The 14112-nt window shown below is 66.4% G+C and carries 15 protein-coding genes; 9 read left to right on the forward strand and 6 right to left on the reverse strand.

What is annotated here, in order from left to right; translation table 11 throughout:
- Window positions 1–12: 12 nt before the first annotated feature.
- From ACMVY4_RS13265 to ACMVY4_RS13275, 3 genes are read right to left on the reverse strand one after another with little or no spacing between them, the layout of a single operon-like run.
- Window positions 13–690 carry a chromosomal replication initiator DnaA gene (locus ACMVY4_RS13265; RefSeq protein WP_416896500.1) on the reverse strand — a complete coding sequence of 226 codons (678 nt, stop codon included), beginning with the start codon at window positions 688–690 and terminating at the stop codon, window positions 13–15.
- A complete protein-coding gene (locus ACMVY4_RS13270; RefSeq protein ID WP_416896501.1) occupies window positions 687–1769 on the reverse strand; it encodes an AI-2E family transporter in 1083 nt (360 codons plus the stop codon). Before ACMVY4_RS13270 ends, ACMVY4_RS13265 begins: the two co-directional genes overlap by 4 nt.
- Window positions 1766–2863 carry a DUF2066 domain-containing protein gene (locus ACMVY4_RS13275; protein WP_416896502.1) on the reverse strand — a complete coding sequence of 366 codons (1098 nt, stop codon included), beginning with the start codon at window positions 2861–2863 and terminating at the stop codon, window positions 1766–1768. The genes ACMVY4_RS13270 and ACMVY4_RS13275 overlap by 4 nt, the downstream gene beginning before the upstream one ends.
- Window positions 2864–2926: 63 nt before the next feature.
- Here ACMVY4_RS13275 and purM point away from each other — a divergent pair, with 63 nt between their 5' ends.
- The 7 genes from purM to ACMVY4_RS13310 are packed head-to-tail and all read left to right on the forward strand — an operon-like array spanning window position 2927 to window position 8830.
- Complete coding sequence (gene purM, locus ACMVY4_RS13280; RefSeq protein ID WP_416900313.1) at window positions 2927–3982, forward strand: phosphoribosylformylglycinamidine cyclo-ligase; 1056 nt, start codon at window positions 2927–2929, stop codon at window positions 3980–3982.
- Window positions 3970–4620 (forward strand): phosphoribosylglycinamide formyltransferase, encoded by a 651-nt coding sequence (purN, locus tag ACMVY4_RS13285; RefSeq protein WP_416896503.1) that lies wholly within the window; start codon window positions 3970–3972, stop codon window positions 4618–4620. The genes purM and purN overlap by 13 nt, the downstream gene beginning before the upstream one ends.
- A gap of 40 nt (window positions 4621–4660) precedes the next feature.
- Window positions 4661–5386, forward strand: coding sequence for an NUDIX hydrolase (locus ACMVY4_RS13290; protein ID WP_416896504.1), 726 nt, complete (start codon window positions 4661–4663; stop codon window positions 5384–5386).
- Complete coding sequence (locus ACMVY4_RS13295) at window positions 5383–6039, forward strand: NUDIX hydrolase (RefSeq protein ID WP_416896505.1); 657 nt, start codon at window positions 5383–5385, stop codon at window positions 6037–6039. The genes ACMVY4_RS13290 and ACMVY4_RS13295 overlap by 4 nt, the downstream gene beginning before the upstream one ends.
- Window positions 6036–7199, forward strand: coding sequence for an MFS transporter (locus tag ACMVY4_RS13300; RefSeq protein ID WP_416896506.1), 1164 nt, complete (start codon window positions 6036–6038; stop codon window positions 7197–7199). Before ACMVY4_RS13295 ends, ACMVY4_RS13300 begins: the two co-directional genes overlap by 4 nt.
- A 28-nt stretch (window positions 7200–7227) precedes the next feature.
- Window positions 7228–7848, forward strand: coding sequence for a glutathione S-transferase family protein (locus tag ACMVY4_RS13305; protein WP_416896507.1), 621 nt, complete (start codon window positions 7228–7230; stop codon window positions 7846–7848).
- Window positions 7849–7858: 10 nt separating this feature from the next.
- Window positions 7859–8830 (forward strand): alpha/beta hydrolase, encoded by a 972-nt coding sequence (locus ACMVY4_RS13310; protein WP_416896508.1) that lies wholly within the window; start codon window positions 7859–7861, stop codon window positions 8828–8830.
- Here ACMVY4_RS13310 and ACMVY4_RS13315 read toward each other — a convergent pair.
- On the reverse strand, window positions 8817–9611 hold the full coding sequence (locus ACMVY4_RS13315) for a YgfZ/GcvT domain-containing protein (protein ID WP_416896509.1): 795 nt from the start codon (window positions 9609–9611) through the stop codon (window positions 8817–8819). The two genes, ACMVY4_RS13310 and ACMVY4_RS13315, sit on opposite strands and share 14 nt — an antisense overlap.
- A gap of 31 nt (window positions 9612–9642) precedes the next feature.
- Entirely contained in the window at window positions 9643–11727 is a 2085-nt protein-coding gene (locus ACMVY4_RS13320; protein ID WP_416896510.1) for a S9 family peptidase, read from the reverse strand.
- A gap of 78 nt (window positions 11728–11805) precedes the next feature.
- Here ACMVY4_RS13320 and ACMVY4_RS13325 point away from each other — a divergent pair, with 78 nt between their 5' ends.
- Together ACMVY4_RS13325 and ACMVY4_RS13330 are read left to right on the forward strand one after the other, a co-directional pair.
- Window positions 11806–12504 (forward strand): orotate phosphoribosyltransferase, encoded by a 699-nt coding sequence (locus ACMVY4_RS13325; RefSeq protein WP_416896511.1) that lies wholly within the window; start codon window positions 11806–11808, stop codon window positions 12502–12504.
- A gap of 143 nt (window positions 12505–12647) precedes the next feature.
- Window positions 12648–13283, forward strand: a complete 636-nt coding sequence (locus ACMVY4_RS13330; protein WP_416896512.1) for a phasin family protein — start codon at window positions 12648–12650, stop codon at window positions 13281–13283.
- A gap of 160 nt (window positions 13284–13443) precedes the next feature.
- Here ACMVY4_RS13330 and ACMVY4_RS13335 read toward each other — a convergent pair whose 3' ends face one another.
- Window positions 13444–13959, reverse strand: coding sequence for a Spy/CpxP family protein refolding chaperone (locus tag ACMVY4_RS13335; RefSeq protein WP_416896513.1), 516 nt, complete (start codon window positions 13957–13959; stop codon window positions 13444–13446).
- Window positions 13960–14112 lie beyond the last annotated feature (153 nt).

The raw sequence follows: 14112 nt of genomic DNA on the forward strand, positions 1-14112 counted from the left end.
GGCCCGCTGCGTTCAAGAGCCTTCGCGGCCGCTCTTGAGGCCAAGCTCCTGCTCGGCGAGTTGCCGGGAGACCTTGCGGCCCTCGCGGACGGCTGCCCGGTCCAGCCGCGTGACGGCGTCCTCGCAGGCTGCGTATGTCCGGTCGAGCCAGGTCGACAGGTACTGCACCACCGGTGGCGAGATGGAAAGCTGACGGTCCGCGGCGAGCTTCAGGATCAGCGGTCCCGCCATCTCGTGGTCCAGCGCGCCGATCGCAACCTGTGGCGTCGCCGCAACCCGGGAAGAGAGGTCCGGCAGTTCGATGTTCCAGGCGGCGGGCCTGAGCCGCGCCGTCATCAGCAACAGCCCCCCGTTTTCGCGGACAAGGTTATAGAGGTGGAACAGGGCCCGTTCGTCACTGATGCCGTCGGCGCCTTCAATGGCGAGATTGCCGCCTGCGAACTCGGGAACGTTCTCCTGCGTCAGGCGGGAAGCCTGGACGATCTGAGCGTCATGCGCGGCGGCCCAGATATGGGTGAGGTGCGTCTTGCCCGATCGGGGCGGCCCGGTCAGCACCAGGGCGTGCGACGGCCATTCGTCGGCGCTGGTGATCCAGCGGTGCGCCTCGCGGTTGCCGGGAAAAATCAGGAACTGGTCCGCCGAATAGGTTGTGGTTTCGGCGAACTGGAACAGAAGCTGTTCGGAAGTCATGCAGGATTGTCGGGATCGTAGAGCCTGCTGGCGAGATAGCGCTCCAGTCCGTAGCGGGCAAGCACGCCGATCACGGCCGAGACGGGCAGGGCGAGCAGCATGCCGACAAAGCCGAACAGGACGCCGCCGGCCAGCACGCCGAACATGACCCAGACCGGATGCAGACCGATCGAATCGCCGACCAGCTTCGGCGTCAGCACATAGCCCTCGAGGACCTGGCCGATGACATATATGCCAACGACGATGCCGATGCGGAGCGAGTCGTCCGGCCAGAACTGGACGACGGCCAGACCGATGGACGCGAGTGCGCCGAAGATCGCGCCGACGAAGGGAATGAAGGACAACGCGCCGGACAGCAGGCCGATGACGAAGCCGAAATTGAGCCCGACCGCCGACAGCGCCACCGAGTAGTAGATGATCAGCACCAGGCAGACGGTGCCCTGGCCGCGGACGAAACCGGCCAGCGTGCGGTCGATGCGGCGGACGACATCCTTGATCTCTTCGGCCTGACCCTTCGGCAGCCAGCCGCTGATGGCGGAGACCATGCGGTCCCATTCGAGCAGCAGGTAGAAGGTCACGATCGGGGTGATCACCAGCAGCGAGAAGAAGTTGAGCACCGCAACGCCGCCGCGCAGCAGATCGCCTGCCAGCTGGCCGAAGAAATTGACGGCCTGGCGCGCGTAGCCCTTGAGCGCCTCCTTGCTGTCGCCGCCCGACATGTCGAGGCCCTGGTTCTCGGCCACGACCATGACGTTCGCCGCCAGCAGGTTCAGAAGCTGGGCCGCGCGCTCCATGTAGTCGGGAAGGGCGGCGAGCAGCGCGTTGGTCTGGCGGACGATGGCAGGCACGATCAGCAGCAACGCGATGATGAACAGGGCCAGGAAGCCGACCGTGATCACGGTCGTCGCCTGGGTGCGGGACAGTTTCAGGCGCTCAAGACGGTCGGCGAGCGGATCGGTCAGATAGGCGATCGCCATGCCGGCCACGAAGGGCAGCAGCATGTCGCGGAGCAGCCAGATCATGAGGCCGAAGCCGACGGCGATCCCGATCCACCACGTCGCCTGCCGCCGGGGGGTCACTGTGTTGCGCCGCCCCGAAGCAGCAGCCAGAAGCCTTCGTCTTCGGGCTGCAGGTCGAGGCCCGCGCGCCGCATGGCCTTCTGCAGATCTTCCGGATCGCCGCCATATTCCAGCTCGATCAGCGCATCCCTGACCGTCAGGCCGCGCAGCTTGGTGCTCCGGACGACATGAATGCCCTCGATTGTCCGTGACAGGTCCAGCCAGTCCTGCAGGCCGGAGACCGGCGCGAGGGCGGTCAGCTTGTTGATGATCGAGAAACGAAGGACCGTGGCTTCCTTCCACTGGTTGTCCAACTGGACCGCCAGCTCTTCGGCTGCGGTGGCCAGAAATGCGGCCACCTCGGCGCCGGGTTCGCTCTCGAATTCGCGCTGGAAGGGCTGGAAGTCGCTGCTGCCATAGGGCGTGACCTGCACCGACAGGCGGGACGACCCGCCGTCCGGCGACAGCACCAGCGCTGCGTCGAGGACGAACGCCGTGTCGGCTTCGTAGCGGTCGGCCAGAGCCAGTATCGCGGCCTCGTCGCCGCCAAGCGCCTGGTCGGCGCTGAGCATCACCACATCCTCAATGTCGCCGAAAGGGGCGAGCGGCGGCACGAGATGCTGGCTGGCGTCGATGCCGGCCCAGGCATCGAGCCAGAGGTTCGGGTCGTTCCAGAGCGCGGGTTCGCCGCCGATGGTCATCACCGGCACCATCAGCGCCGGACGGGATCGCGATTCGGTGTATTCGATCTGGTTGAGCGCCAGCAGCGCCTTCACGGGCTGGGCCGAGAACTCGAAGGAAACGCTGGCGATATAGCGGTCAGGGCCACGCTTCTCGTCCACCACCTGGAACGAATCGATCATCGTCTGGATCTGGTCGTCGGGTGCGGATGGCAGTCTTGGATGGTCGATTTCGCGCGTCAGCCGCTGCATCAGTTTCAGCAGGGCCGCGGCACGCGCCGCGGCAAGACCCTGGGCCTGGGCGGCGGCGGCGCTTTCGGCGCGGACATCGACCGGCACGCCCGCGATCGTGTAGAGGTCAGCGCGGGCGGCGGCTGCCGTCAGGAGAACACACGCGATGGCCAGCGGCAGGGCGCGGCTCAGACGGGCAAGCATTGCAATCCGGCTCCTTTGGCGGCATAGACTCGGCGCACTTTAGACGACGGGTGGACGAGCGTCATTACGGCTGGGCTGACATATAGGGACGCTGGCGTCGACGTCGACGCCGGTGCCGAGCTGGTCGATCGGATCGGCGGCGATGCGAAGGCGACGAACAGGCCCGGCGTTGTCGGTGGTCTGGGCGGCTTTGGCGGTCTGTTCGATCCAAAGGCCGCGGGATACGAGGATCCGCTGCTGGTCGCGGCGACCGACGGGGTCGGCACCAAGCTGACGCTTGCCGGGCAGGTCGGCCGCCATGACACGGTGGGCCAGGATCTTGTGGCGATGTGCGTCAACGACCTTGTGGTACAGGGCGCCGAACCACTGTTTTTCCTCGACTATTTCGCCACCGGCAAGCTGTCCGTCGATCAGGCGGCGGAAGTTGTCCGGGGCATCGCGGATGGTTGCAAGCTGGCGGGCTGCGCCCTGATCGGCGGCGAAACCGCCGAGATGCCGGGCCTGTACCGTCCCGGAGAGTACGATCTGGCGGGCTTTTGCGTCGGTGCGGTCGAGCGCGAGCGGCTGCTGCCCAGGATCGAGTCCATCCAGCCCGGCGACGCCGTTCTTGGCATGGCCTCAAGCGGCCCGCATTCCAACGGCTATTCGCTGATCCGACGGATCGTGGATGACGGCAAGCACGACCTTGCGGCTTCGGCGCCGTTCGACGCGGGACAGACACTCGGCGAGGCCCTTCTGACGCCGACCCGGATCTATGTCCGTCCGTTGCTGTCGGCGCTGAGGCTCGACCAGATCAAGGCTCTCGCTCACATCACCGGCGGCGGCCTGACCGAGAACATCCCGCGCGTGATGCCCGAAGGCATGGGCGTGCGGCTGGATGCAGCCGCCTGGACGCTGCCGCCCGTGTTCCGCTGGCTTGCCGCTGAGGGCGGTGTGGCGCCGGCCGAGATGGCCCGGACCTTCAACTGCGGTATCGGCATGGTGCTGATCGTGCCGGCCGCCGAGGCCGACAAGGTGAAGGCGCTGCTGACCTACAAGAACGAAACGGTCTGGCAGATCGGCGAGGTCACTGCCGAAGAGGGCGTCGAGATCGAGGGACTGGACGCGTGGCGAAGCTGAAGCTGGGGGTCCTGATCTCGGGCCGCGGCACCAATCTGCAGGCCCTGATCGACGCCTGCGCGGACGAGGCCTATCCGGCCGAGATCGCGATCGTGATTTCCAACGTGGCCGACGTGAAGGGACTCGAGCGCGCCCGCGAGGCCGGGATCCGGTCGCTGGTGATCAATCACCGTGAGTTCGAAAGCCGCGAGAGCTTCGACGAGGCCGTCGCGTCGGCACTGAATACCCATGAGGTCGGGCTGATCTGCCTCGCCGGGTTCATGCGGCTGCTGACCCGGAATTTCGTCGAGCGGTGGCGCGACCGGATCATCAACATCCATCCGTCACTGCTGCCGTCCTTCAAGGGGCTGAACGTGCATGAGCGTGTTCTGGATGCGGGTGTGCGCATTACCGGCGCGACGGTACACTTCATCCGCGCCGAGATGGACGAGGGGCCGATCATCTGTCAGGGCGCCATGGCCGTCAGCGCCGAGGACACGCCCGAGACGCTGGCCAACCGGGTGCTGGAGATCGAGCATCAGCTCTATCCGCTGGCAGTCCGGCTGATCGCCGAGGGCAAGGTGCGCGTCGCCGGGGAGACCGTGCCCTATGTCGATATCGGGGATCCGGGCGGGCCGCTGATCAATCCGCGCACCTGACCGTCCGGCGCGCCACTGCAAAACCTGGGGAGGGACCGACATGGCAGCTGAACCGCCGCGCGACCACAATGACAAGAACGTGCGCGCGCCCGGAACAAGGGCAATGCGCCCGCGCGACGCCGCGACGCTCATCCTCTACCGCAAGTCGAAGAACACCGTCGAGGTGGTCATGGGCGAACGCCACGCCAAGCACGCCTTCATGCCGAACAACTGGGTGTTTCCGGGCGGGCGCGTCGACGGAACCGACTGGCGCGTGCGCGCCGGCACCGAACTGAAGCCGCATGTCGCCGGCCATCTCAGCAAGGCGGCGACGCCGGCGAGGGTCCGTGCGCTGGCCGCCGCCGCGATCCGCGAGACCTTCGAAGAGACGGGCCTGATCCTGGGTGTGAAGGATCCGGAGCCGGGCAGCGCCGTGCCGCGGAACTGGCGCGATTTCTTCGCCACCGGCTTCGCGCCGGACTTCGAGGCGCTGGACTACGTCTACCGCGCCATCACGCCGCCCTACCGGCCGCGGCGCTTCAACGCCCGCTTCTTCATGGCCGATGCGGACCGTCTCGCCAACGAGGTGATCGAGTCCGACGGCGAACTGCTGGATATCCACTGGGTGACCATCGAGAAGGCGCTGACGTTGCCGATCCCGAGGATCACGGGCGTCGTCCTTCGCCGCATCGAGGATCTGGTCGAGAACCCGCCGCCGGAGACGTCGAAGCACAAGGTGCCGCTGTTCCGCTATCTCCACGGCAAGCATCTGGATCTCGAAGAATGAGCGAGACCCCGAAGCGGCCAGTCCGCCCCCGTGACGCCGCTTCGCTGATCATCCTGCGCGGCGAGGGGCCGGACACCGAGGTTCTGATGGGCCAGCGGGCGCGCCGTCACCGCTTCATGCCCGACATGTACGTCTTTCCCGGCGGGCGGCTGGACCGTGGCGACCGCAAGGCCCCCGTCCTGCGCGATCTGCCGGAGACGCCGCTGGCGCGCCTGACCTTCCAGACGGGCCGCGAGGATGTGGCCCGTGGCCTGGCGGTCGCTGCTGCCCGCGAGACATGGGAGGAGACCGGACTGGTCTTCGGCGCCGTCGAGAACGGCGACTTCCTGCCCGACCTTTCCGGCATGGACTATGTGGCGCGGGCAATCACGCCGCCGCCGTCGCCGATCCGCTTCCACGCCCGCTTCTTCGTCACCGAGGCCGAACGGGCTGTCGGCGGTTCGGATGCGCCGCTCGGCGGCTCCGGAGAACTGCTCGACCTGGCCTTTCGGCCGCTGCTCGAGTGCCTTTCCATGCCCATCGCCGACGTGACCGAGTTCGTTCTCGAAGAGGTGCTCCGCCGGGTCCGCGGCACGTCGATCGAGGCGGTGCCGATCTTCAGCTACCAGAACAACGCGCCGATCATCCGCTACCAGAAGCTGGACGGAAAATGACGGACGCAGCGGCCCTCACGCCCGGTGAGCGCCGCGCCGGAATCGTCGTTGCAACCGCCTGCGTGGCTTCGGCAGCGCTGGCCTTCGGGCTGACCCTGCCGCTGCTCGGACTGCTGCTGGAACAGGACGGCTGGAGCCGTACGGCCATCGGTATCAGTTCGGCCGCGGCGCCGCTGGCCATCCTGTTCGCCTCGCCCTTCGTGCCCCGGCTGGTGGCGCGCTTCGGCGCAAGGCGCGTGATCCTGACGGCGGCCATCGGCGACGCCGTGCTGATGCTGATGCTGAAGGTTACGGACAACTATTACCTCTGGCTGCCGATCCGGCTGGCGATGGGCGTCGCCGTCTCCGCACTGTTCGTGGCCTCCGAGAGCTGGATCAACGAGGTCACCGAGAACCACAACCGCGGCCGGGTGATGGCGATCTACAACATCATGCTGTCGGCAGGGTTCGCGACGGGCCCGCTGATCCTGCTCGCGGTTGGAACCGAGGGCTGGGCACCGTTTCTCGCGAGCGCCGCGGTGCTGCTGGTGGCGGCGATGCCCATGGCGCTGACACCCGTTGTGACACCGGATTTCGAAGGAACGCCCAGCTTCAGCGTCCTGAGGTATTTCCTGGTGGCGCCGACGCTGGCCGGCGCCATGCTGATGTTCGCGATGGTCGAGAACGGTTCGACGTCGCTGCTGGCTGTCTATGGCGCCCGCGCCGGATTGCCGGAGCCCGCCGCAGTCACCCTGATCAGCGCCGTCGTCTTCGGTGGCATGGTCATGGCGTTTCCGGTCGGCTGGCTGGCGGACCGGATGGACCGGATCCGGCTGATGCTGATCCTGGCCTTCCTGGCAACGGTCATGACGGTTCTGATCCCGTTGACCCTGCACATGCCGGTGGTCCGGCTGGCGGTCCTGTTCTGCTGGGGGGCGTCAGCGTCCTCGATCTACACCGTCGCGATGGCGCTTCAGGGCGAACGGTTCCGTGGGGCAGATCTGGTCACCGCCAATGCTGCGTTCGGCACGATCTATGGCCTTGGCGCGCTTGCCGGTCCGTTGTTCATCGGCGTCAGCATGGACTACGATGACCCGCACGGTTTCGCGTGGGCCGTCATCTTCATCAGCGCTTCCTTCCTGATCTTCACGGCGATCCGCCAGAGGATGAAGAAGGGGTGAGCAAGCCGTATTCCGGGGAGGAAAACCGATGCTGAAAGTCTGGGGACGGACCAACTCGATCAATGTCCAGAAGGTGATGTGGACGATCGCCGAGCTGGGGCTCCCGCATGAGCACACCAATGTCGGCGGCGCCTTTGGCGGAAACGACTCCGCCGAGTACCTGGCGATGAACCCGAACGGGCGGGTGCCGGTGATCGACGATGACGGCCTCGTCATCTGGGAAAGCAACGCCATCGTCCGCTATCTCTGCGCCAAGCATTCGGAGGGGGCGCTCTGGCAGGCCGATCCGGCCGCGCGCAGCCATGCCGATCGCTGGATGGACTGGCAGGCGTCGAGCCTGATTGCCGATCTGGTGACGGTGTTCTGGGGACTGATCCGCACGCCGGAGCCGGAACGGGACTGGATCGCCATCGGCGATGCGGCCACGCGTCTCAACAACCAGATGGGCATCCTGGACGCGCATCTGTCGCAGCTGCCCTGGGTGGCAGGGGACCGGATGACGATGGGCGATATCCCGATCGGGGCGCTGGTCTACCGCTGGCTGCACCTGCCGATGGAACGTCCGGAGGCGCACAACATCGATGCCTACTACCAGCGCCTGACCGAACGCCCGGCCTTTGCCGACCACGTGATGATTCCGCTGACCTGAGGGGCACGCCATGAATGTCATGAAATCCAGCCGCCCGCCGCTTGACGAGGATTGCGCCGAACTGATCCGTCAAGTCGAACGGGGCGGCAGCATGTTCAGCAAGCCGGACCATCACCAGATGCGGGCGGGCTACAACGCCGCCAACGCCGTGTTCAACCCGCCTCACACCGAGTTGCGACGCGTCGAGGACGTGACGATCCCCGGTGACGGCAGCGACCAGCCGGCCGTGCCGATCCGGATCTATCGGCCGGATGCGGTATCCGATCCGGCGCCGGCCATCGTGTTCTATCACGGCGGCGGATGGGTGCTGGGCGATCTGGAATCCCACGACGCGATGTGCCGTATCCTGGCCAAGCGGAGCGATGCCGTGGTGATCGCGGTCGACTACCGGCTTGCGCCGGAGCACCCGTTTCCGGCCGGCCTCGAGGATTGCGAACTCGCATGGAACCACCTCCATGCGCACGCGGACCGCTACGGCATCGATCCCGACCGCATGGCGATGGGCGGCGACAGCGCCGGCGGCAACCTGACCGCGGCGACCTGCCAGCGGCTGAAGCGCGACGGCGGACCCCTGCCGGTCCTTCAGGTTCTGATCTATCCGGCGACCGACTTCACGGCTTCCGGCGGGTCGCTGACGGAAAACGGCAGCGGCTATTTCCTGACCAAGGACCAGATCGACGCGATGGCGGAGATGTATCTGGGCGACCGTGACAACTATTCGAACCCGGATGCCTCACCGCTTCTGTGCGAGGACCTGTCGGCTCTGCCGCCGGCGCTGGTGCAGATCGCCGGCTACGATCCCCTCCGTGACGAGGGCGTGGCCTATGCGGGCAAGCTGCGGGAAGCCGGCGTGCATGTCGACCTGATCGAGTATCCGAGCGTCGTGCATGGTTTTATGCGGATGCTGAAGCCTGTCGCCATGGCGCAGGTCGCGCTGGACGACGCGGCAGCCGCATTGCGCCGGGCGTTCAGAGAGGCGTGATCCGGGCCGATCCGGCTTCGAGGTCGCCCTCGGTGCGCTCGATCCTCAGGACCGCGAGCGCCTTGCCGCCCAGACCCGTCCGGATCGTGCCGATCTCGATGCCGTCGGCCAGCACCGGCGTGCCGGGTTCCGGCAGGTCGCCATCGACGGCGACACAGGTCAGCCGCTTCCGGACATTGCCCCGGTACTTGGTCCGCGCGGTCAGCTCCTGGCCCACGTAGCAGCCCTTCTTGAAGTCGATGGCGTGGAACTCGTCCATCCGGTGTTCCAGCAGGAACGACTTCTCGACCTCGATGTCGCGGCTGCCGTCGGGCAGGCCCAGGTCGATGCGCCGGGCTTCATACGCCTCGAACGGAGCCTCCTGTCCGCCGGGCCTGGACTGGGCCGGCAGGATGGCGCGCTGTCCGATGCCGTCATGGCGCGGGTCGGTGAAGAGGAACGGGGCCTTGACTTCGCCTTCCTGCACCGCAAGCACCTGCCAGCGGTCGCTCTCATCGGTCAGCTCGACCTTCGCGCGCAGCTTGTAGAGGGTCAGCCGCCGCTTCAGGTCGGCCAGGCGGTCCGCCTCGCAATCGAGCAGAAACCCGCCCTCGTCGCGGACGACGAAGAAGTCGTGCAGGAATTTCCCCTGGGGCGTCAGCAGCGTCGCGTAGACGCCCGTGTCGGCTCCTGCCGGCTTCACGTTGTTGGACACCAGATTCTGCAGGAAGTCCTCTGCTTCGACGCCGGCGACGCGCAGCAGGCCACGATTGGGCAGTCGGACATAGGTCGGTTCGCTCATGCCCATGATCTGGCCCGGCGCGGTACGGAAATCAACGGCCAGCCATTCCGAAGACCTTCAGAAGGAAGGCGTAGTTCAGCGCGACCTCCTTCAGCTTGTCGAAGCGGCCTGCCGAACCGGCGTGTCCGGCCTCCATGTTGATCTTCAGCAGCAGGAGGTTCTCGTCGGTCTTCACGGCCCTGAGCTTCGCCGCCCACTTGGCCGGCTCCCAGTAGGTGACGCGGGGATCGGTGAGCCCGCCGGTGATCAGCATTGCCGGATAGGCCTTCGCCTCGACATTGTCGTAGGGGCTGTAGGCCCGCATCAGGTCGTGGATTTCCTTCGACGCGATCGGATTGCCCCATTCGGTCCATTCCGGCGGGGTCAGCGGCAGGCTGTCGTCCAGGATCGTCGTCAGGCAGTCGACGAAAGGCACTTCCGCGACCACGGCCTTCCAGAGATCCGGCCGCATGTTAGCAGCCGCGCCGACCAGCATGCCGCCGGCGCTGCCGCCATGAATGGCGATCTCGCCTTCCGCCGCCCAGCGGCGGCGAACCAGTTCCTCACCTGCGGACACGAAGTCCCGGAAGGTATTGGTCTTCTTCTCCAGCTTGCCGTCGAGATACCACTGGTAGCCCTTCTCCATGCCGCCGCGGATATGGGCGACGGCGTAGATGAAGCCGCGGTTCACCAGGCTGAGGCGATGCGGACTGAACCCGGCCGGCATCGACATGCCGTAGGAGCCGTAGCCGTAGAGCAGTACCGGCTCCGAGCTGTCGAGTTTCGCGTCGGCGCGGTGCAGGACCGTCATCGGAATCCCGGTGCCGTCATGGCCCGTCGCCTGAACCCTGCGCACGATATAGGCCGCCGGGTCGTGACCCGAGGGAATCTCCTGTTCCTTCAGTAGCGTTCTTTCGCGGTCCGACATGCCGTATTCGAAGATCCGTTCCGGCGTCGTCGGCGAGGAATAGCTGAAGCGGAGATTGTCCGAGCCGTATTCCTGTCCGCCCGAGAGACCAAGGGCATAGGCTTCCTCGTCGAAGGCGATCTCGTGCTCGCCGCCGCCTTCGGTGTCGGTCACAACCAGCCGGGGCAGGGCGTTGACGGTCTCGAGGCGCGCCAGCCATTTCTGGAAGGCCAGCACCCCGCGCACCAGCACGCCGTCGCGCGCGGGCACCAGATCCGACCAGCTGCTCTCGAAGGGGCTCCAGATCGGCGCTTCCATCAGCTTGAAGTCGATGGCGCCGTCGCGATTGGTGCGGATGACGAAGCGGCCGCCCTGATCGGTCACATCGTACTGGTGCCCCTCGCGGCGGGGCGCGATCAGCACCGGTTCACCACGCGGCTCATCGGACCGCAGGAACCGCCATTCGGTCGTCTCCGACGCATGGGAGGCGAGATACACGAAGCTCCGGCTGTCGCTCTCCTCCAGCGAGAGGAAATAACCGCTGTCCGGCTCGTGATAGACCAGCCGGTCGTCGGCCTGCGGCGTCCCGATCCGGTGACAGAAGACCTTGTCGGGCCGCAGATCGTCATTGAGCAGCGTGTAGAAGATGTGCTCGCCGTCGCGCGCCCATACCACGGCGCCGGACGTGCCCTCGATGACGTCGTCGATCAGGGCGCCGGTTTCGATCTCGCGTACCCGGATCCGGTAGAGCTCCGAGCCCTTCACATCCTCGGACCAGGCCAGCCGGCCATGGTCGAAGGACTGACGGATCGCGCCGAGGCGATAGAAGGCATGTGGCTTCGATTCCGCATCGCCGTCGAGCAGCACCGACTCCTCGCCGCCGTCCCGAGGCGTGCGGCAGTAGAGCGGGTGCTCGCCAGTGGTCTCGTAGCGCATGTAGTAGGCGAAGGGCCCGTCATTCACCGGCGGCGAGGCGTCGTCGGGCTTGATCCGCGCCTTCAGTTCCTCGAACAGGTCGGCGCGCAGTTGCTCGACATCGGCAAGCTGTGCCTCGGTCCAGGCGTTCTCGGCCTCGAGATAGGCGCGGATGTCGGCCTGCAGGACCGAAGGATCGCGCATCACGTCCCGCCAGTTCTCGTCGCGCAGCCAGTAGTAGGGGTCTTCCCGGTCCACGCCGTGGGCGGAGAGGGTATGCGGGCGGCGTTCGGCGATAGGCGGGCTGTCTGTCATGCGGTGCGATCCAATGCTTTCGGGAATCGGGTGGCGGCGACTATAAACGGCGCAGAGGTCAGTGATGAGGGATATGGGATGAAGCCGGTCAGAGAACACCCCAACGCGATCGAGGCGGCGCGGCTGGTCAGCCGGATGCTGATCGAAACGGAATCGGTGCATTTCAATGCCGACAAACCCTTCATCTTCACGGCCGGCTGGGCGAGCCCGGTCTATATCGACTGCCGGCGGCTGATCGCCTTCCCGCGCGTGCGCCGCAAGCTGGTCGAACTGGCCGACGAGAACCTCGGCCGTGAAGTCGGATTCGAGAGCTTCGACGCTGTCGCAGGCGGCGAGACCGCCGGCATTCCGTATGCCGCCTGGATCGCCGACAGGCTGATGCTGCCGATGCAGTATGTGCGCAAGAAGCCCAAGGGGTTCGGCCGCATGGCCCAGATCGAGGGCAAGCTGGACGAGGGCGACCGGGTGCTTCTGGTGGAGGACCTGACCTCCGACGGCGGGTCCAAGATCAATTTCTGCGAGGCGATCCGGAATGCGGGCGCCTCGGTCGAGCATGCCTTCGTGGTCTTCTATTATTCGATCTTCCCGCACGCGAACGCCAACTTCGAGAAGGCGGGGATCACACTGCATTACCTCGCCACCTGGTGGGACGTGCTGGAGGCGGCGCGGGCCAGCGGCTACTTCGAGAGCCGCACCCTGGACGAGGTCGAGAAATTCCTGAACGACCCGGTCGGCTGGTCCGGTGCACATGGCGGCAGGTCCGAAGCCCCGGCTTGACGACAGCCTCGACCGGCCTGCGATGCTGCGTCGCGCAATGCTTTATTGTGCGGCGCAGCAAATGCGCCTATGTAACGGAATCGAGCGGCGATGCCTGAGGCGCGCTGCGCATGATTTCGTGACCGAGACATAGGATCAGACCGATGACTGACGAAACCGAAAAGGCCCCGGCCGCCGAAGCGCCGGCCAAGGCGGAAACCGCGACCCCCGCCGCCGAGGCGAAGACCGAAGTGAAGGCTGCCGAGCCGGCCAGGAAGGCCGCTGCTCCGGCAAAGAAGCCTGCGCCGCGCAAGACCGCCGCGAAGAAGCCGGCCGCTGCGAAGAAGCCGGCTGCGCCCAAGGCGCCTGCCAAGGCCGCTGCCGCGCCGAAGACCGCTGCGAAGGCTGCTGTGAAGACGACGGCCAAGACGGCTGCGAAGACCGCGACCGCGACGAAGGCCGCTGCCAAGACGGCGACCAAGACCGCCACAAAGAAGGCCCCGGACGCCGCCGTTTCCGCGACCGAGATCACGACCGAGATGACCGCGGAAGTGGCCAAGTTCGTGCAGTCGCGTCTGGACGAGAACATCGCCTTCCTGAACGGCATGCAGGACATCACCTCGCCGACCGATTTTCTCGAGGCGCAGCAGCGCTACGTCGACGGCGCGGCCAAGGCCTATGCCAAGCAGATCGAGACCATGCAGGGCTACTGCCAGAGCCTGATGACCGCCTCGTTCGACCCGATGCTGTCGGGCTTCAAGGACGCCGGCGACCAGTGGCGCAAGGCGGTGGGCGTCTGAGGCGTATTTCGCTTCGGGCAATGCCCTCCTGAAACGTCAAAGGCCGCCGGATCGCTCCGGCGGCCTTTTTCGTGGGGACTCCCGGCCGGTCCGAGGGGGCTTGGCCGGCCGGGAGTTGCCTGGTCGGGCGGGACGCCCATCCAGGGTCAGGGAACCTCGATCAGCCGTCCTTCTCGCCGTCTTCCTTGTGCCGGCGGTGGTGGCCGTCGCCATGACGCTTGTGGGTCAGGCGCTCGACGGTGGCCTTCTGCTCGTCGCTGAGAACGGCGTAGAGCGGGTCGAACTTGGACCTGATGGTCTTCGTCGCACCCAGGGCGGTCTCCATGACCTGCTCGACCTCGGCGAGACGCTCGGGCGCGTTGCCGGTGCGCAGGGTCTCCATCCGGTCGCAGGCGGTGAGCATCTGCTGCCCGCCAGTGCGCACAGCCTCGGCGAAGGCGTCCCATTCGTCCTGCTGGTCGTCGGTGATGCTCAGTCGGATCTCGGCGAAGGTCACGATGTCCTCCAGCCGGTCCTCGCCCTGCGTGCAGATCATGTGCATGCCGCGGTGATGGCCGCCGCCGTAGCGGGCCTTCTCGAAGCCGTCCGGCGAGGCGGCGCTGAGGGTGGCGGCGGCGCCGGCGATGCCCAGAGCCGCAATGCCGCTGGCCACCAGAATCTTCATACGGGTCTGCATTCCATTTCCCTTTCGAAATCTCTCGGTCGTCAGTGTCTGACATGGCCTATCTACGTGCGGAGCGGGCACCGTTCAGCCCGCCGGGGGCAACCAGGTGTAACCGGTGGTAAGCGCAGCGGGGATCGTTACGAAGGGTTACGAAAAACCCGGGCC

The sequence above is a fragment of the Minwuia sp. genome, assembly GCF_048007105.1.
In the GTDB taxonomy this organism is placed as follows: Bacteria; Pseudomonadota; Alphaproteobacteria; order Minwuiales; family Minwuiaceae; genus Minwuia.

Coding starts and splice junctions, on each gene's coding strand:
- ACMVY4_RS13295 (WP_416896505.1), top strand. CDS start 5,383: ATGAGCGAGACCCCGAAGCGGCCAGTCCGCCCCCGTGACGCCGCTTCG.
- ACMVY4_RS13315 (WP_416896509.1), bottom strand. CDS start 9,611: ATGAGCGAACCGACCTATGTCCGACTGCCCAATCGTGGCCTGCTGCGC.
- ACMVY4_RS13330 (WP_416896512.1), top strand. CDS start 12,648: ATGACTGACGAAACCGAAAAGGCCCCGGCCGCCGAAGCGCCGGCCAAG.
- ACMVY4_RS13275 (WP_416896502.1), bottom strand. CDS start 2,863: ATGCTTGCCCGTCTGAGCCGCGCCCTGCCGCTGGCCATCGCGTGTGTT.
- ACMVY4_RS13305 (WP_416896507.1), top strand. CDS start 7,228: ATGCTGAAAGTCTGGGGACGGACCAACTCGATCAATGTCCAGAAGGTG.
- ACMVY4_RS13290 (WP_416896504.1), top strand. CDS start 4,661: ATGGCAGCTGAACCGCCGCGCGACCACAATGACAAGAACGTGCGCGCG.
- ACMVY4_RS13265 (WP_416896500.1), bottom strand. CDS start 690: ATGACTTCCGAACAGCTTCTGTTCCAGTTCGCCGAAACCACAACCTAT.
- ACMVY4_RS13325 (WP_416896511.1), top strand. CDS start 11,806: ATGAAGCCGGTCAGAGAACACCCCAACGCGATCGAGGCGGCGCGGCTG.
- ACMVY4_RS13320 (WP_416896510.1), bottom strand. CDS start 11,727: ATGACAGACAGCCCGCCTATCGCCGAACGCCGCCCGCATACCCTCTCC.
- ACMVY4_RS13300 (WP_416896506.1), top strand. CDS start 6,036: ATGACGGACGCAGCGGCCCTCACGCCCGGTGAGCGCCGCGCCGGAATC.
- ACMVY4_RS13310 (WP_416896508.1), top strand. CDS start 7,859: ATGAATGTCATGAAATCCAGCCGCCCGCCGCTTGACGAGGATTGCGCC.
- ACMVY4_RS13335 (WP_416896513.1), bottom strand. CDS start 13,959: ATGCAGACCCGTATGAAGATTCTGGTGGCCAGCGGCATTGCGGCTCTG.